The sequence below is a fragment of the Paenibacillus sp. sgz302115 genome, assembly GCF_056120445.1.
On record NZ_JBVYOK010000001.1, the window covers coordinates 236,706 to 254,107 of the forward strand.

Here is a 17,402-nt window from a genome sequence, read left to right on the forward strand (position 1 = left end):
TTTGGTTCATTATACAGCGGGAGTTTAGGACTTTCCTTTCCGGGTCCAAGACTTCCGCTGTTTCAATATATGAAAAATTCATAATAGTAATGCTTGTCAGCTCTCCTGCATACAATTCTATGTATTCTGTACAAATATGCTTCCTAAACACATACTCATTTAGAAAGGAAGCGATTCCATTTATGAACAATGGTTCGTAAATTCCATTTCATTGTTATATATATTGACATGAAGATTAACATTTACGTATTATTAATGTAATATTTACTATTTTCGTGCTTCGTTTATTGCGTTCCAAGCGATAGTGTCAACAAACATTACACATCAATTGATTCGAAAGGGGTGGGGCTCATGTCCAAATTAGATCCTTTGCCCGGGCTGTCTCCGTATCCGCTGCAGCATTTTTATGATGAAATGTATGCTGATGAACGGAGTGTCCGGCCGCATTACTCACATGTGAACCGCATGTTTTCCGGGATGAGCCCCGAGGAGCTGCAAGGCAAGCAGAATCTGATGCAGCGCCGGATGATGGAAGAAGGCATTACCTTTACACTGTACAACCCCGCACAGGATCATCCGATGGAGCGTACGATTCCTTTTGACATGATCCCGCGGATTATCCCGAAAGGAGAGTGGGAGCGGCTTGAAGCCGGTATTATTCAGCGGATTACAGCATTGAATCTGTTCATTCATGACATTTATCATGAGCAGTACATTGTCAAGGACGGTATTGTCCCGCGGCGGATGATCATCTCCAACTGTTATTTCCGGCCGGAAATGTGTGGCTTGCGGGTGCCTGGCGGGGCTTATATCACTACTTCGGGTATTGATCTGATCCGTCACCATGATGGGGAGTATTACGTGCTGGAGGATAATTTGCGGACACCTTCAGGGTTTTCCTACCTTTTTAAAGGCAGATCCCTGATGAATCAGCTATTTCCTGAATTGTCCTTTTCCAGCTCTATACGGGATGTGGACCACAGCCTGAACCGGTTTCTGTCGGTGCTGCGCAGCCTTTCCCCTTCACGGTCGAAGGACCCGGTCATTGCGCTGCTGACTCCAGGTGAATATAATTCGGCTTACTATGAGCATGCATTTCTGGCCCAGCAAATGGGAATCCATCTCGTGGAAGGCCGTGATCTGGTAACCCAGGACCACAAAATATATTTGAGGGAAATGAACGGACTGCGCCGTGTGGATGTGCTGTACCGCCGGCTTGATGATGATTATATTGATCCGCTGGCATTTCAGCCTGACTCGCTGCTCGGTGTTGCCGGTCTGATGAATGCATACCGTGCAGGGAATATTGCCATCGCGAATGCTCCGGGCACCGGTGTTGCCGATGACAAAGCAATGTATGTCTACGTCCCCGATATGATCCGCTACTATCTGAACGAGGAGCCTATCATTGGAAATGTGCCGACCTATCTGCTGTCCCGCCAACAGGAGCGGCAGTATGTGCTTGATCATTTGTCCGAAATGGTGGTCAAGGAGACCTCGTTGTCCGGCGGATACGGTATGCTTATCGGAAGCGAGGCGACCAAGGAGGAATTGCTGGAATTCCGGCTCAAAATACTTGCCGATCCGGCACGTTACATTGCCCAGCCGATTATGTCGCTGTCGAGGGCGCCGGTGCTCTCAGGTGGTAGTATGATACCGCGCCATATTGACCTGCGGGCATTTGTGCTTATGGGGGCGGACCGCAAGCCGCATGTGATTCCCGGAGGACTTACCCGTGTTGCCATGAAGGAAGGTTCACTGGTCGTGAACTCATCACAGGGCGGCGGTGTTAAGGATACCTGGGTAATGGCCTAAGAACGAACGGACAGCAGAGCGTTTCAGAACGGACTGACAAAGTACGGCATCCAAATGTTAAATGAAGGAGTGGCGACGATGCTGAATCGCAATGCGGAGGCTTTGTTTTGGATTGGCCGGTACATTGAACGGGCAGAGAATCACGCGCGGCTGATTGATGTGCACTATCATATTCAACAGGAAGAGGACTTCCATGCTGAAGGGCATAAGTGGTCAAGGCTGATCGATGCGCTGGGCGTCAGGAATGAATATTTGCAGCAATTCGAAAACTTCTCGGAGCAGGATGTTCTTTCATTCATCACTCTCGATTTGGGCAACTCCAATTCATTATTTTCATGTGTGCATCAAGCCAGGAACAACCTTCGTACGCTCAGACAGCATTTGCCGAGTGAGCTGTGGGATATTGTGAGCAGCTTCAATCTGTGGCTTGGCGAGCAGTCAGTGGCGGATATTATGAGCGGTCCCCATCAATTCTACCAGCATGTCAAAGAGCGGGCGGCCATGTTCCTTGGAGCAGAGCATTCGGTAATGCTGAGAGGAAATGAATGGCATTTTATCGAGAGCGGACGTTTTCTGGAGCGGGCGGAAAATACGACGCGGATTCTTCAGGCGGTTACGGTATCCTGCAAATCTAAGCCGATTAACGCCATTTATACCCAGCTTCAGGCCGTACTCAAGTCGGTGAGCGGTTATCAGGCTTTCCGCCGCTATTATGCGGATGCAATGTCGCCGGAAAGTATTCTGGAGTTTCTGATTGCCAATGCCTACTTTCCACGGTCGATCCGGTTCTCTTTTCATAAGCTGGAAGAGCATTTGGCAAAGCTTGAACTGGATACTTCAGAGAAGGGCTCCGGTCATGAGCGGGTCATCCGTCAAGCCGGCAAGATCAAGGCCGATCTCGACTATATGGAAAAAGAAGAAATCTCAGGCGATCTCGTGGAGGATGTGCTGGAGGCACTGATGGAATCCTGCCAGAAGCTCGGCAAAACGATGGATGGAGCCTTTTTTCGCCGTGAAGGAGTGTCTGCATGAAAATTCAGATCGACCATACGACGACATACAGCTACCCGGAGCCGGTTACGGACAGTGTCAATGAGATCCGGCTGACGCCGCGCACCAATTACCGTCAGTCCTGCTACCATCATGAGGTGGAGATATCTCCGCCGGCTAATTTGCAGACCTATGAGGATTTTTTTGGCAATCGGGTGCATGCTTATTCTGTGAACAAACCTCATACCGAGATGGTGATCCGCACCAGAGCGACTGTAGTTACTCTCGATAAGTCCCAAGGCTCGGATCTTCCCCATATCTCACTTGAGGAGCAGGTGAAGCTGCTGCAAGATGAGCGATTCCAGAACCGCTATGTCGAGTTTATTTTGCCTACACGTTATACCGAAATAACGCCTGAGCTGGTTGAATTTGCCTCGCAGCATCCATTTAATGAAGCGGAAGATATGTATGAATGGACCAAACGGCTGTCATCGACGATTTATGAGCAGTTTACCTATGATCCCGAAGCGACCAGTGTCAATACTACCGTAAAAAGAGCGCTGAAGCTCAAACGCGGAGTGTGCCAGGATTACGCCCATCTGATGATTGCGGTGTGCCGCAGTGTCGGTCTGCCGTCGAGGTATGTGAGCGGATATCATTTTGTCGGCGACCTGCAGGGAGGCAATGCCAATTTCGAGCAGGCTTCGCATGCCTGGGTGGAGACGCATATTCCAGGTACGGGCTGGCTGGGCTTTGATCCTACGAATAATGCTGAAGTGAATTGGCGTTATGTCAAGCTTGGGCATGGCAGGGATTACAAAGACATTGTTCCCGTAAAAGGCGTATACCGCGGAGTAGGCGGCACGCTCACTGTGAAGGTGGATGTGCGGAAGCTTGAGAATTGAATATGTTATTACTGAATAGAATGGAAACAGCGTGTGCCGGAAGGATCGGCAAGCGCTGTTTGTGTTGGTTCAGAGATAAAATTGAGATTTTTCAAAAAGAATCGTATCCTGGATGTTTCAAAATTGAAATGAAATATTACATTGGAGTTCCATTTATTCACAAATGGTTCACATTCATGTGGGTTTAAATATATGAAATGCCAATAAAAAGAAGGGGTAGTAATATATGAACATAATAAGTATAGAGGAGAAATAAAACCTCTTGTAATTAAAAATGGTATTAAAAGGATGGTGTTTGCACACATATCAAGAAAAGTTATGGGTTATTGCTTAGGACAATACTTCTAGAATGAAAATTATGTCTTGAAAAGGAGAGGTTAGCTTTGAAGAAAAAATTATCAGTTTCTATTATTGTATTGATTGCATCATTAAGTCTTTACACAGTTACAGATGCATATGTTTTAAAACCTTATCATTGGAGTAAAAGTGCTGGCAGTACTCAAACAGTCCAATTTAAATATAGTACATCAAATTCAACCTATAGAGCTACATTTAATACAGCTGTTTCTGATTGGAATTCACGGCAGAGTAAGATTTATTACAGTCTTTCAGATCTTAATGCTAGTGCTGTAAACACGGTTGGAACCGAATATATTGCAGACCAATCGCATTATGGTATCACTCATGTCAGTTATAGCGTCAATTCAGGTTTAATCTATACTGCTGAAGTTTTGATTAATATAGGTAATTCTGATGTTGTAAATAAATCAAATACTAGGAGAAGTGCAGCAACTCATGAACTGGGCCACGCATTAGGATTAGACCATACAACTCCTCCCGTTCTAAGTGTTATGAATTCTTCAAGGGATAGAGAGACAGTCTATACACCTCAAACAGATGATATCAACGGTGTTAATGCAATATATCCGTTCTAAGACAGGAGAAGCATATGAAGTCTTTTCTATTATGGCAAATGAAACGTGCGTAACATGAGAGTGGAAGACGAAATAAGCGAGTAAACACGTTTGAAGTAATGTTTGGTTTATCTCTTTTTTAGCCAAATGGCTCTGCCAAAATATAGGTCGCGGGAGGAATATATGTGATCATAAAAGGAAAACGCATGGTAATAACACTCATCTTCACAGTGGCTCTAATAGCAGCTATAGCGCTAATATTAATAAACAACTTCGCTGAGAGTTCTGCCACAGGTGAACCTGAAATCATTGCCGTAACCAATCATCCGGATTATGCAGTAAGCGGTGATCTTAGCGGTCTTGTGGGTTTTGCGGATTATATTGTAACCGGACACTACAAAGAATTCATCGACAACTGGGATATGGGTGAGAAATATATAAGTGATGTATATCAATTTGTAATCGATAAAGTGAACTATGGCGATGTAAGTGGAGAGATAGAGGTTGCGATACCTCATTATCAACAGCTAAGCACGGTTGTTGAAGGTCAGCAATATGAGGCCGATATGGATCTTCCAAATTATACACAGCCAGAAATAGGGCAAACCTATATTCTATTTCTAAAAAAATATGAGCCGAAAAATATTTTCACTCCTGCGTCGGTTCCCTTTCAAATTCAAATCGATCAAGAAAATATAGGTACATTGAAATTTAATAAAAATAGTAATGCTGAGAAGGAAATATTGACTAAAAGCAAAAAAGAAAAAATTGTGTTTTCAATCGAAAGTGATGATATTGAAGCTATTGATTCGGTTACAGGTATCACGCTAGAAGATCTGGAATCTCAAATCACTGAAGCTGTCACTTTAAAAAATAAATAAAACAATTCAGCAGTCAGCGTAAGTTTTGGCTTGGCGTTGTTCGGACGTGCTGGAGTAGCAGGTTAGCTGCTTTTTGCGTGAAATTTGCAGAAAGTGATTATAAACAAGGTCGGTTTGGGTAATCTTGAAACAGAGAGCATTAAGCTGGAGGAAATGGAAGGGAGTGTATAGATGAGCTCAGATATAGCGAAAAAACAGCGGTTTCTTGGAAAAACAGCCATCATCACCGGTGCAGGCTCAGGGATCGGAAGAGCAACGGCGATCCAGATGGCACGTGAAGGGGCCAATGTCGCTCTGTTCGACCTGGTGAATGACCGCACCTTTCTTCTGGAGCAGAAGCTGAATAAGCTGCGCAAGGATTGTGCGCTGGCCATTGATGTGGACACCTCGGATGCTGAACGCATGGAATCAGCGGTGCAAAAGGCAGTGGAGCATTTCGGCGGACTGGATATTGTTTTTGCCAATGCTGGGATTAATGGGGCAGTTGGACCTATTGAAGAGCTTAGTCTCAGTGATTGGGAGCGCACCATCTCTATCAATTTGACGGGCACCTTCCTGACGCTGAAATACAGCATTCCCCATCTCAAGGAAAAAGGAAAAGGGAGCATTATCATCACCAGCTCCATTAACGGCAACAGCCGTTTTGCCAGCTTTGGCTGGTCGCCATACAGCACAACCAAGGCGGGGCAGGTCGCTTTTGCCAAGATGGCGGCCCTGGAGCTGGCGAAGTTCAAAATTCGCGTCAACGTCATTTGTCCGGGAGCGATTTCGACGAACATTGATGAGAGCACCGAATTTAACGAGGATGTAGAGAGCATAGTGATCCCGATTCAATTCCCGGAAGGCGCTCAGCCGCTCGCTGACGGACCGGGGAAGCCGGAAAATGTGGCCGAACTGGTCTCCTTCCTCGCTTCAGACGAGTCGATCCACATCACGGGCGCGCAGATTGTCATTGATGGGGCAGAGTCTTTACTTTCTTGAAAAAATACGTGCAATGTTGAGAAAGTTCTCTACATTTAACAGCCTTATCCAACGGTCTTTTCAGATCTGGGATAAGGCTGTTTGCGCCAGGTCAACCGCTTACGTAATGAATTGTAAAACATCGAGAATAGGAAGTTGTCGAAAGAATGAAGTGGAAAAAGGAAAACTAATTTGTGGATTTTAGCGATTTTTCGAAGATTAGGTGGAAAAAGTAGATTTAATCACCTGAATTTTCATCTGATTAGGGATTTTGGAGGAAATAAGTGGGGTTTTTCCCACTTACCCTCTCTGGGGGAGGTAGTACCGCAGAATGAAGTGGAGAAATTCCAACTAAGTTACCTAGCGAATCTCGGATTTTTACCGCTAAGGGAAATAAAAAAAATCTGGAGAGCACAGCGACCCAAACAACGGTCCGTTCGCGGAGCGTCCTCAGCAAGCGTTATAGCCACTCCCAACCATTAAAACAAACAAAATAACAATAAAGTTGAAAATAAACAAACAAAATGATATTATGTCTATATAATAAACAAAAGAATGAATTGGGTGATGAAGTTGCCGGATGGAAATGGACCGATCGGTATTTCGGAGAAATTTTGGAATGCCTCGATACTGGAGTTGAAGCAAGGTTATCAATACGAGGCCAGAGAGCGTTCTGAATTTTATACTTGCCTTGTGTGCGGAGAGGAATTTGAGAAGGGCCTCATTTACAAGGAAGGGGACCAGTATTATGAAGCCGGGAAATTCGCAGCGCTTCATGTCGAGAACGAGCACGGTGGCATGTTCAACTGGCTGCTGGGGCTGGATAAAAAGCTAACTGGACTGACAGAGCTGCAGAAGGGGCTGCTGAATGCTTTTCGGCAGAGCTTGAGTGATGGGGAGGCGGCGAAGGAGCTGGGCATCGGCAGCACCTCCACTGTGCGCAACCACCGTTTTACATTGCGGGAGAAGGTGAAGCAAGCCAAGCTGTTTCTGGCTGTGATGGAGCTTGCCGAGGAAAAACCGGGGAAGTCTTCGCCTTTCGTCAGCATTCCCCGCTCCGCTGCGATGGTCGATGAGCGGTTTGCCATCACGGAGGAGGAGAATGCCGAGATTCTGAACGCCTATTTTAAGATGGGACCGGAGGGGCCTTTGTCGGAATTTCCTAAGAAGCAGAAGCGGAAGGCCGCCATTCTCCGCCAGTTGATCAAGCGTTTTGAGACGGGAAGGAAGTATACGGAGAAAGAGGTTAACGCCATTCTTGGTGAAGCTTTCTCTGATCATGTTACGCTGCGGCGCTATCTGATTGATTACGGGCTGCTGGACCGCGAGGATGACGGAAGCAGCTATTGGGTTAGATTATAACGGCGTTGCCGTTACTATATAAATTGAACTAAAGAAAATATACAAAGGGCCGAAGTGACGGAGGGGAAGTTTGGAAGTGGAGGAGCGGTAGCGACCGCCTGAGAGCTTTCCGTAGGAAAGCTGGCCGTATGATAAGGCTGTCTGCGGATTTCCACCGCGAGGAGCGGTAACAATCAAGAAATCTGCAGACAACAGTGGCCGGAAGTCCAAACATTCCCCGCAGTTACGACCAGACCCCGATATGAAAACCTATAGTTCAATTTATATAGATACTGAATTTGAAGGAGAGAACAGAAGTTATGGAGAAATCGAAACGTAAAGAGCTGGCCTACAACTATGCGCATTCCCATCGTCCGATGGGTGTATATAGAATTGTTAATACGCAGAATGATAAATCCTTGGTAGGCAGCAGCCTTAACCTGGAAGGTGTCTGGAACAAACATCAATTCATGCTGGAAATCGGTAACCACGACAACAAGACTCTACAAGCTGATTGGAAGGAATATGGAAAAGAGGCATTTTCTTTTGAGATTTTGGAGCAGATCAAACCGGAGGAGGACTTCGTCGCTGAAGTGTCTGAACTGGCAAAATACCGTAAGCTGCTGCCTGATCTGGAGGACAAATGGATGCAGCAGCTATCGCCGTATGGGGACCGCGGATATCACAAGCAAAAGTAAGTTATATAACCTGCCGGGATGAATTGCCCTGCCTGCTATGCTAGAATAAAGGAAATACGGAAGTGCAGGGAAGAGGTGCGGTAATATGGCGATATTATCTTGGCTCGCAGAGCAGCGGATTCAGGAGTCCATGAGAAATGGGGAGTTCGAGAATTTGCCGGGGCATGGCAAGCCGCTGGAGCTGGAGGATTTGTCCGGGGTGCCTGAAGACCTGAGAATGTCCTTCAAAATCATGAAAAATGCCGGCCTGCTCCCTGAAGAAGTGACACTGCGTGCGGAATGTGCAACGCTGGAGAAACTGCTGGCAGCCTGTCATACAAGCGGGAATACCATTCACGGGGAACGGAAAGAGCTGGAGTCGAAACTCTCGCTGAAAAGACTCCGCCTGCAGGAGCTATTGCGGCAGCGCGGGCTGGAGAACAGCACGGCTTTCGCAGATTACGGAGATAAAATACGGGAGCAATTGACCTGCGAAGAGCAATAACAAGGAGTTACAGAAGTCATCCGGCCCTGAGGGGTTGGGTGGCTTTTTTTAATCCAGTGAAGCTTGAAATTCAGTCCGGTTTCGCCCATGATGTGTGTAGACAGGATATAGATGAAAAAGATTATGGAGAGATAAGATGAAGCAGCTTCCTATTATGCAGGTGCTCTCTGATCTGCAAGCAATACTGAATACATCCACTTCCGCCGTGCTTATTGCCGAGCCGGGAGCGGGGAAAACGACAGGAACACCGCCGGCTTTTCTGGATGCGCCGTGGCTGGCCGGCAAAACCATACTGATGCTGGAGCCGAGACGGCTCGCCGCCCGTTCAGCTGCGAGCTATATGGCAGCCTGCATGGGCGAAAGTGTGGGTCAAACCGTAGGGTACCGCATGCGTATGGATACGAAGGTTGGCAAAAACACGCGTATCGTTGTAGTCACGGAAGGCGTGTTAACAAGAATGCTTCAAAGTGACCCGTCGCTTGGCGATGTGGGGCTGGTTATCTTTGACGAATTTCATGAGCGCAGCCTGCATGCTGATCTGGGCCTGGCCTTGACACTGGAGGCGCAGTCTGTGCTGCGTGAGGACTTGCGGATTCTGGTCATGTCCGCCACACTGGACGGCGACCGGGTCTCCGCTGTGCTTGGAGGTGCGCCCGTAGTGAATTGTCCGGGCCGGACTTACCCGGTGGAAACCATACATATACCGGGCACGGGCGAGAAGCAACTGGATAAATCGGCTGCATCCGCCGTCCGCCGGGCTTTGTCCGAGCAGCCTGGCGATGTGCTTGTTTTTTTGCCGGGTGAACGGGAAATCCGGCAGACGGAGAGGGAACTGGCGGGCGGCAGTCTTCCTCCCGGAACGGAGCTGCGGCCGCTCTATGGCCAGCTCCCGCAGGAGAAGCAGGACTTGGCGGTGGCGGCTGCTGTGCCGGGTGAACGCAAGGTGGTGCTCGCAACTTCGATTGCCGAGACCAGCTTAACGATTGAGGGTGTGCGCAGCGTAGTTGATACGGGCCTGCGGCGGACTCAGGTGTTCTCGCCGCGTACCGGCATGCCGCGGCTGACTACGGTGCCGGTCTCCAAGGCATCGGCCGACCAGCGGCGCGGCCGTGCGGGACGCACCGCGCCGGGTGTATGCTACCGGCTGTGGAGCCAGGAGGAGCATAACCGTCTTCCGGACGATAACGTGCCGGAAATCATGGAGACCGACCTGGCGCAGCTCGCGCTGGAGCTGGCGCTGTGGGGCGCGCGCAGTCCTGACGCGCTGCCCTGGCTGGACGCGCCGCCTGCTGCACCTTACGCGCAGGCCGTGGCGCTGCTGCGCCAGCTCGGCGCGCTTGACGCCGGCGGCGCCATTACGCCGCACGGCCGCAGCATGGCCGCGCTCGGCGCGCACCCGCGCATCGCGCACATGCTGCTGCGCGCGGCAGAGCTTGGAGCGGCGCCGCTCGCCTGCCGGCTGGCGGCGCTGCTCCAGGAGCGGGACCTCTTCAAGGGTCCCGCCGCACAGAGCTGCGACCTCACGCTGCGCGTGGAGGCGCTGCTTCGGTACGAGCGCTCCGCAGACAGCGGTGGAGCGGACCCGGCGGCTCTGCGCGCGGTGCAGCGCGAGAGCCGGAATTTCCTGGCGCAGCTGCAGGTAGCGTCAGGAGAGATGCCCGACAACAGCAGCCGCACCGGGCTGCTGTTGTCGTTCGCCTACCCCGACCGGATCGGGCAGAAACGCGGCGATGGCGCGTTTCTGCTCTCCGGTGGCCGGGGGTCGGCGATGAAGGAAGGGCAGCCGCTCGCGCGCTCGCCCTATATTGTGGCGGCCGGCGTGGATGACCGTGCCGGCCAGAGCAGGGTCCTGCTGGCAGCTGACCTGCCGGCAGAAGACCTGTTCATGCATCACAAAGACAGCTTCACGGAAGAACGTGAAGTCTACTGGGACAAGGACAGCGGAAGTGTCCAGGCTCGCAGACGGACAAGGCTTGGTGCTTTGATCGTAAAGGAAACAGCACATGAGCGGCCAACAGCGGAAGAAACGGAAGAGGTGCTGCTAGCCCAGATTGCTGCTGAAGGGCTGGAACTGCTGCCTTGGGACAAAGTTGCGGTTCAGCTCCGGCAGCGGATGGAGTTCATGCATGGCCTCAGAGAGGAATTTCCTGATGTATCGGATAGCATGCTGCTCTCCACTGTCCATGAATGGCTCCAGCCTTATATTCAGGGAATGCGCAATCTGCGCGACCTGCAACGGGTGCCGGTATCGCGGGCGCTGGAGGGGATGCTGGACTGGAACAGCCGCCAGACCCTGGACAAGGAGGCGCCAACGCATATAACCGTTCCGAGCGGTTCACGGATTCCTGTGGATTATGGGAACCCGGGCGCTCCGGTATTGGCGGTCAGGCTGCAGGAGATGTTCGGGCAAGTGGATACGCCAAGAATAGGCGGGGGGAAGATTGCGGTGCTGCTGCACCTGCTCTCGCCGGCGAGGCGGCCGATGCAGGTGACGGCGGATCTGGCCAGCTTTTGGCGCAGCACCTATTTTGAAGTCAAAAAGGATCTGAAAGGCCGCTACCCCAAGCACTATTGGCCGGATGACCCCATGCAGGCAATCCCGACGAACCGGACGCGCCCGGCGAAATAAAGGCCATCCGCTTGTAATCATAATCCCGCAAAGACTGCACCGCAGGCATTATCACCTCGGCTGCAGTTTTTTTAAAATATAAGACACCCATGCCGCTGCGCGGCACCACTGAGGAATGAAAATATGGGCGATACTGGGTAGTGGGCTGGCGAAGGTAGGTCGGAAATCCTTGGTGATACGAACCCGCATATAAGACGGACCCCATCGACCCGGTGCATCACAGATTGTTGCTCCCACCAGGGAAGCACGCAGGGCAGAATAACCTTAGCATTGGTCTTTGCACCAGCCTTAATAAGCGCCAGCAGGCAGGAGACGCAAACCATGGAAATTCTTATTGAACGTTGCTGTGGACTCGATGTGCACAAGAAAAGTATCACAGCCTGTATCATCACGCCGAAAGGAAAGGAGATTCGCAGTTTTGAAACCCTGACGAGGCGACTCGTCGATCTGGTGGATTGGATCAAAAGCGAGCGGTGCAGCCATGTCGCGATGGAAAGCACCGGAGATTACTGGAAACCGATTTATAATCTGCTTGAACTGGAAGACGTCAAGCCGGTTGTCGTGAATGCGCAGCATATTAAAGCCGTGCCCGGACGTAAAACGGATGTAAAAGATGCGGAATGGATTGCGAAATTACTCCGGCATGGACTCGTGCAAGGCAGCTACATTCCGAATCGGGAGCAACGAGAGCTTCGGGAAATCATCCGCTATCGCCGAAGTATCATTGAAGAACGCACGCGTGAAGTGAATCGGCTGCAAAAGGTACTGGAAGGCGGCAATATCAAGCTTTCGTCGGTAGCTTCGAATGTACTTGGCGTGCCCGGACGAAATATGCTGGAGGCGATGATTCAAGGAGAAAGCGATCCGTCCATATTGGCTGACTTTGCGCAAAAAAAGCTGAAGGCCAAAAAAGAGCAATTGAAACTAGCACTTGAAGGAAGCCTTGGCCCGCATCAATTGCTCATGCTGGAAAAACAGTTGTCACATATCGACCAACTGAATGAGCTAATCACCGAATTGGATGAGGAAGTGGAGCGCCGAATGTCCCCTTTCGCGGAGGACCTGAAGTTATTGGATACCATTCCCGGTGTCGGTAAGCGAACCGCTGAGCAAATTCTAGCGGAAATCGGAACAGACATGACACGGTTTCCGACGGCAGGGCATTTATGCTCATGGGCCGGAATGACTCCAGGTCACAATGAAAGCGCGGGGAAGAGACGATCGGCGAAGACGCGAAAAGGGAACAAAAAACTGCGAAGTGCACTGGTCGAATCGGCGCGAGCGGCAGGACGAAAAAAGAATACCTACCTGTCGGCGCAGTATCACCGGATCGCAGGTAGGCGAGGAAAAAACAGAGCGGCCGTAGCCGTGGGGCACAGCATTTTAGCGATAGTGTATGTCTTGTTAACGCGAAAACAAGAATATAAGGAACTCGGATTTGATTACTTTGACCAACGAAACCGCGAGATGGTGATGAACCGATCGATTAAACGCTTAGAATCGTTAGGGTATCAAGTAAACCTGAGTGAACAATCGGCCTGACAGCCGATTTCAAAAAAATAAAAACATGGGGTTTGTTTTGGTATGCGCACTTTTGATGTTCTAGAGCAACTTTATTTTCAGGGCAGGATTTATATGTTTCACGCCATTAATCATCCTTATATTTCTCGCTGAAACGGATGCCGCCTCTTTAAGAGGACGGTAAAGCCGCTTCTACTTGTATTGCCCCGATCCACACTTCATTCCTACATTTCAATATATGAAAAATTCATAATAACCTAAAACCAAAATCAAATCTCCCTAGCTGCATCTCCCAGCCATTCAACTATGCCCATCCTGACCACTTATCCAGAAAGAAAAAGGTGGGGGTACACTCTTAAAATTTCTTATTGTGAAACTTGGAAAATAGTGCTTATACTAGAGTTAGAGCAGGAAACATAAGGTAATCTACCCCTTTGGAGGTGTCCTATGGCGTTTATGATTGCCCAACGGGCTTTTATCAAGGTATACCTGATTACGATGGTCGAACAGCATAAAGGCTATGGCTATCAGATGCTGGAGGATTTGCGCAGAGACTTCAAGGCACACGGCTATTCGCCGCCTCAAAGTGAAATTTACCGCGCTCTTCATGAACTGGTGCAGCAGGGGATTCTATACCGTACCAAACAACTGAAGGGGAATGATCCTAAAGTGGATTTTCAGGAAATTGTGCTGTACCACTTCACAGCGGACGGAGAGGAAAAAGCGAAGCTGTACAAAAAGCAGGTAAAGACGGATTTGGACCGCTGTCTGGGCATTTTAAACAAGGCTGTTGCAGATAACTATTAGAATGATGCATTTTCCCGGGTATCAGAACTACAACTTTAGTGATATTTTCAGGTTGCAATCACCCTGTTATAATAATTACTGCCGGATGAAAGCAGTATATACTTGGAGGTAACTTAAATGGACGAACATATGAAACGCCGGTTGGACAAACAAAGAAAGCTCTTCAGCCAGCTTGGCATTACACTTGACGCGCTGACAATTCATGAGAAGGAATTCAACACGAAGCTGCGCGGTTATGACGCTGAGGAAGTGGACACGTTTCTGGATAGCGTAATCAAGGATTACGAACGTTTTTATGCCACAATTGCCGATTTGATGGATAAATGGCAGGAGCAGCAGATTGAGCTGCGTGAATTGAAGGACAAGGCCAAAGCAGCGGAGGCCATCCCTGCACCAATCGTTAGAGGCATTGATCCGCTGGATCTGGAGGATATTATTCTCAAGCTGGAGAGTAATGTGCGGCAATTAAAGGACAGATTGCCCCGGAGCGAAGGTTATCTGTAAGATCATATAATGGGACGCACGATGGAGGTTGGACCATTGCTGAACAAGCAAGCCTGGAGCTTGAAAATCCGGGGCAAAATTGCGCTTGGATATATCATGATCCTATTTATGCTAGGTCTGTTTCTCATCGTTGTATCCACTAGGATTACTGATCTTGAGAAAGAGACTGTTTTTCTGAGCGACCATGATATGCAGGTGCATGAGCTTACATATCAGATTGAGAAAAATGTGCTTGATATGGAATCCGGTCAACGGGGTTATGCCCTTACCGGCAATAGCGACTATCTGCAGTCCTATAATGATGGAACTGTGCAGTGGCGGATTAATTACGAGAAATTAAGCGGACTGATTACCGATAATCCAGGCCAGCTGCAGAATCTAAGATCGATCAAAGATAATATTGAGCTATGGATCACATCCGCAGGTCAGCATGTTGTGGAGCTTAAGCGGAATGGACAGGATAAGGCAGTTGCCGCATTTTTTCGCAGTGATACCGGCAAATTAATTATTGATTCCATCCGCAAGCAGTCTGATATTTTTCGCGATAATGAGCGCAAGCTGACCAGCGGACGCATTGTTGATCTCAAAGCAGGCAACCACAAGCTTATGCTAACAATGTATATTCTTTGGATGCTAGTGGCAGTGCTGACTTCGCTTGTTACCTACCTGATCTCTGAGAGCATCGCCAAGCCGCTGCGCAGAGTGATTCAGGCGATTCACAGCATCGCTGGCGGCGGCAACATGTCAGAGCGGATTAAAGTCAGAACCCTTGATGAAATCTATGATCTGGCGAATGCAACAAATGATCTTCTGGATACCGTACAGCGGGAGCAATGGAGCAGCGATCAACTGGCAGCCATGTCTTTGGCAATTCAGGAAGCGACAGAGCTTTCTTTGCTGGGCAGAACCTTTATGAATAAACTGTCGCTCATGCTGGAAATGCAATACGGGGCCATTTTTGTGCTTAACAAAGAAGGAGAATTCAAGCGGGTCTACTCGTATGCCGGGGCAGAGGATAAAGAAACCCGCTTTGGCGCAGATACCATCAAGCCGGGCGAGGGATTGATCGGGCAAAGCGCAGCGGATAAGAGACTTATGGTCATTGAGAATTTGCCGGAGGATTATATCCGTATTAATTCAGGTCTCGGGAGAACTGCACCCAGATTTACGGTAATTGCTCCAGTGCTTTTTGAGAACAAAACGGTAGCTGTGCTGGAGATAGCCTCGCTTACGAAATGGGCTCCCTACCATTTTAAGCTTTTGACAGCGCTGCTGAATGTGCTGGGAGTGACCTTGAATTCTGTTACCACCCGTATGGAAATCCAGCATTTGTACCATGAATCACAGGTGATGAACGGGGAATTGCAGGTGCAGTCAGAAGAACTGCAGGTACAGACTGAGGAGCTGCAGAGCCACACCCATGAATTGCTGATTCTCAATCGTGAACTGGACCATCAGAAGACGGTGGCAGAGAATGCAGCCGTTCAACTTGTAAAATATAATGAACAGCTCGAGCAAAGCTCCAGCTATAAATCCGAATTTTTGGCCAATATGTCGCATGAACTCCGTACACCGCTTAACAGCATGCTTATTCTGTCACAACTGCTAACTGAGAATCGTAACGGGACGCTTACTGAAGAGGAGCAGGGCTATGCTTCAGTAATCCATTCATCGGGCAGCGATTTGCTTGCGATGATCAATGATATTCTGGATCTGTCCAAGGTAGAAGCCGGTAAAATGCTGGTGGAACGGGAGGCCGTTAATCTTACAGAGCTGCCCTCCATGCTGCTGGGTTATTTCAGCACAACAGCCGACCAAAAACATATTGATTTTAAAGTGACTCTTCGCCAAGAAGTGCCTGATTTGATTTTTACGGATGAAATGCGTTTGCATCAAATTCTGCGGAACCTGCTCTCCAATGCTTTTAAATTTACCGAGGAGGGTTTTGTAGAGGTTGTAGTTAACCGTCTGGAGTCTTATTCAGGAGCCGACTATGAAAGTGCCGGTCCAGTGATCTCTTTTGCCGTAATGGACAGCGGAATCGGGGTCTCCGAGGGGAACCGGGAGCTGATCTTTGAAGCTTTCCGTCAGGCTGACGGCTCAACGGCACGCAAATTCGGCGGCACCGGATTGGGGCTGTCGATATCGCTTCAGCTTGCCAGGCTGCTTGGCGGTACGATTGCGCTGGAAAGTGAAGAGGGAAGAGGCAGCACCTTTACACTCTATCTTCCTTGCCGAGAGGAGGATACCGACATAGTGCAGGCAACCTCAGAGGCTGCTGCTGCACTTGAACGGGAAGAGAAACCGCATGGCCGACCGCTGAAAGCTGATAAGAGCCTTTTCGAGAAGGAATATCGTAAGCTGAGCGGCATAACGGTGCTGATCGTTGATGACGATATACGCAACATCTATGCTCTTGAGACAGGTCTTGCACCCTATAAAATGAATATTTTGACGGCTCAATCAGGGTTTGAATGCTTGCAAAAGGTTAGAGAGCATCCAGATGTGGATATTGTCCTGCTGGACATCATGATGCCGAATTTGGACGGGTATGATACGCTGTCCATTATCCGTGAAGAACTGCTGCTGCCGGAGCTTCCGATTATCGCAATTTCAGCCAAGACGATGAAGGAAGACCGCGAAAGATGTCTGGCAGCGGGAGCTTCTGATTTTATATCTAAACCTGTGCTGTTACAGGATGTAGTGACACGGATGTGCAGATGGCTTGAAGCACCGGCTCCGTAAATGCAAGCTTAGGGGAAAACTTGACATTTGAAAAAATTCATTGACGGAAGATTCAGGTATGATTTATGATGAACTCATAAATGATCATTTATATGCAATTGGCGTGTTACCTTTAAGGGCATGAGCCAAGAATTATCTCATTCATTTGAGTAGTTCTTGGCTCTTTTTAATGCCAAAAATTCTGACAATGGATGGAAGGAGGGAGAAC

General features: G+C 49.0%; 14 protein-coding genes. All 14 read left to right on the top strand.

What is annotated here, in order from left to right; translation table 11 throughout:
- Positions 1 to 351: 351 nt before the first annotated feature.
- The 14 genes from AC0LWN_RS01075 to AC0LWN_RS01140 all read left to right on the top strand — a co-directional run bounded on the left by AC0LWN_RS01075 (position 352) and on the right by AC0LWN_RS01140 (position 17,194).
- Positions 352 to 1,815: a circularly permuted type 2 ATP-grasp protein gene (locus tag AC0LWN_RS01075; protein WP_474662806.1), complete on the top strand. Its 1,464-nt coding sequence runs from the start codon at positions 352 to 354 to the stop codon at positions 1,813 to 1,815.
- A 78-nt stretch (positions 1,816 to 1,893) separates the two neighbouring features.
- Positions 1,894 to 2,847: an alpha-E domain-containing protein gene (locus AC0LWN_RS01080; protein ID WP_474662807.1), complete on the top strand. Its 954-nt coding sequence runs from the start codon at positions 1,894 to 1,896 to the stop codon at positions 2,845 to 2,847.
- Entirely contained in the window at positions 2,844 to 3,710 is an 867-nt protein-coding gene (locus AC0LWN_RS01085; protein WP_474662808.1) for a transglutaminase family protein, read from the top strand. The genes AC0LWN_RS01080 and AC0LWN_RS01085 overlap by 4 nt, the downstream gene beginning before the upstream one ends.
- A 383-nt stretch (positions 3,711 to 4,093) precedes the next feature.
- A complete protein-coding gene (locus AC0LWN_RS01090; RefSeq protein ID WP_474662809.1) occupies positions 4,094 to 4,645 on the top strand; it encodes a M57 family metalloprotease in 552 nt (183 codons plus the stop codon).
- 164 nt (positions 4,646 to 4,809) lie between these two features.
- Positions 4,810 to 5,505 carry a hypothetical protein gene (locus tag AC0LWN_RS01095; protein WP_474662810.1) on the top strand — a complete coding sequence of 232 codons (696 nt, stop codon included), beginning with the start codon at positions 4,810 to 4,812 and terminating at the stop codon, positions 5,503 to 5,505.
- Between the two features lie 171 nt (positions 5,506 to 5,676).
- Positions 5,677 to 6,486, top strand: coding sequence for an SDR family oxidoreductase (locus tag AC0LWN_RS01100; RefSeq protein ID WP_474662811.1), 810 nt, complete (start codon positions 5,677 to 5,679; stop codon positions 6,484 to 6,486).
- A 546-nt stretch (positions 6,487 to 7,032) separates the two neighbouring features.
- Positions 7,033 to 7,827, top strand: coding sequence for a DUF2087 domain-containing protein (locus tag AC0LWN_RS01105; RefSeq protein ID WP_474663542.1), 795 nt, complete (start codon positions 7,033 to 7,035; stop codon positions 7,825 to 7,827).
- 299 nt (positions 7,828 to 8,126) lie between these two features.
- Positions 8,127 to 8,504, top strand: coding sequence for a GIY-YIG nuclease family protein (locus tag AC0LWN_RS01110; RefSeq protein ID WP_474662812.1), 378 nt, complete (start codon positions 8,127 to 8,129; stop codon positions 8,502 to 8,504).
- 85 nt (positions 8,505 to 8,589) lie between these two features.
- On the top strand, positions 8,590 to 8,988 hold the full coding sequence (locus AC0LWN_RS01115) for a DnaJ family domain-containing protein (RefSeq protein WP_474662813.1): 399 nt from the start codon (positions 8,590 to 8,592) through the stop codon (positions 8,986 to 8,988).
- A gap of 136 nt (positions 8,989 to 9,124) precedes the next feature.
- Entirely contained in the window at positions 9,125 to 11,617 is a 2,493-nt protein-coding gene (gene hrpB, locus AC0LWN_RS01120) for an ATP-dependent helicase HrpB (protein WP_474662814.1), read from the top strand.
- A 321-nt stretch (positions 11,618 to 11,938) separates the two neighbouring features.
- Complete coding sequence (locus AC0LWN_RS01125) at positions 11,939 to 13,159, top strand: IS110 family RNA-guided transposase (RefSeq protein WP_474662815.1); 1,221 nt, start codon at positions 11,939 to 11,941, stop codon at positions 13,157 to 13,159.
- A 426-nt stretch (positions 13,160 to 13,585) separates the two neighbouring features.
- Positions 13,586 to 13,945, top strand: a complete 360-nt coding sequence (locus AC0LWN_RS01130) for a replication termination protein (RefSeq protein ID WP_019911214.1) — start codon at positions 13,586 to 13,588, stop codon at positions 13,943 to 13,945.
- Positions 13,946 to 14,062: 117 nt separating this feature from the next.
- Complete coding sequence (locus tag AC0LWN_RS01135; protein WP_458965279.1) at positions 14,063 to 14,449, top strand: DivIVA domain-containing protein; 387 nt, start codon at positions 14,063 to 14,065, stop codon at positions 14,447 to 14,449.
- A 36-nt stretch (positions 14,450 to 14,485) separates the two neighbouring features.
- Positions 14,486 to 17,194: a CHASE3 domain-containing protein gene (locus tag AC0LWN_RS01140; protein WP_474662816.1), complete on the top strand. Its 2,709-nt coding sequence runs from the start codon at positions 14,486 to 14,488 to the stop codon at positions 17,192 to 17,194.
- Positions 17,195 to 17,402 lie beyond the last annotated feature (208 nt).

What these genes read in the sequence shown, in the direction of transcription:
- AC0LWN_RS01085 (WP_474662808.1), top strand. Translation starts at nt 2,844, where the DNA reads ATGAAAATTCAGATCGACCATACGACGACATACAGCTACCCGGAGCCG.
- hrpB (WP_474662814.1), top strand. Translation starts at nt 9,125, where the DNA reads ATGAAGCAGCTTCCTATTATGCAGGTGCTCTCTGATCTGCAAGCAATA.
- AC0LWN_RS01130 (WP_019911214.1), top strand. Translation starts at nt 13,586, where the DNA reads ATGGCGTTTATGATTGCCCAACGGGCTTTTATCAAGGTATACCTGATT.
- AC0LWN_RS01105 (WP_474663542.1), top strand. Translation starts at nt 7,033, where the DNA reads ATGAAGTTGCCGGATGGAAATGGACCGATCGGTATTTCGGAGAAATTT.
- AC0LWN_RS01100 (WP_474662811.1), top strand. Translation starts at nt 5,677, where the DNA reads ATGAGCTCAGATATAGCGAAAAAACAGCGGTTTCTTGGAAAAACAGCC.
- AC0LWN_RS01115 (WP_474662813.1), top strand. Translation starts at nt 8,590, where the DNA reads ATGGCGATATTATCTTGGCTCGCAGAGCAGCGGATTCAGGAGTCCATG.
- AC0LWN_RS01110 (WP_474662812.1), top strand. Translation starts at nt 8,127, where the DNA reads ATGGAGAAATCGAAACGTAAAGAGCTGGCCTACAACTATGCGCATTCC.
- AC0LWN_RS01080 (WP_474662807.1), top strand. Translation starts at nt 1,894, where the DNA reads ATGCTGAATCGCAATGCGGAGGCTTTGTTTTGGATTGGCCGGTACATT.
- AC0LWN_RS01135 (WP_458965279.1), top strand. Translation starts at nt 14,063, where the DNA reads ATGGACGAACATATGAAACGCCGGTTGGACAAACAAAGAAAGCTCTTC.
- AC0LWN_RS01125 (WP_474662815.1), top strand. Translation starts at nt 11,939, where the DNA reads ATGGAAATTCTTATTGAACGTTGCTGTGGACTCGATGTGCACAAGAAA.
- AC0LWN_RS01075 (WP_474662806.1), top strand. Translation starts at nt 352, where the DNA reads ATGTCCAAATTAGATCCTTTGCCCGGGCTGTCTCCGTATCCGCTGCAG.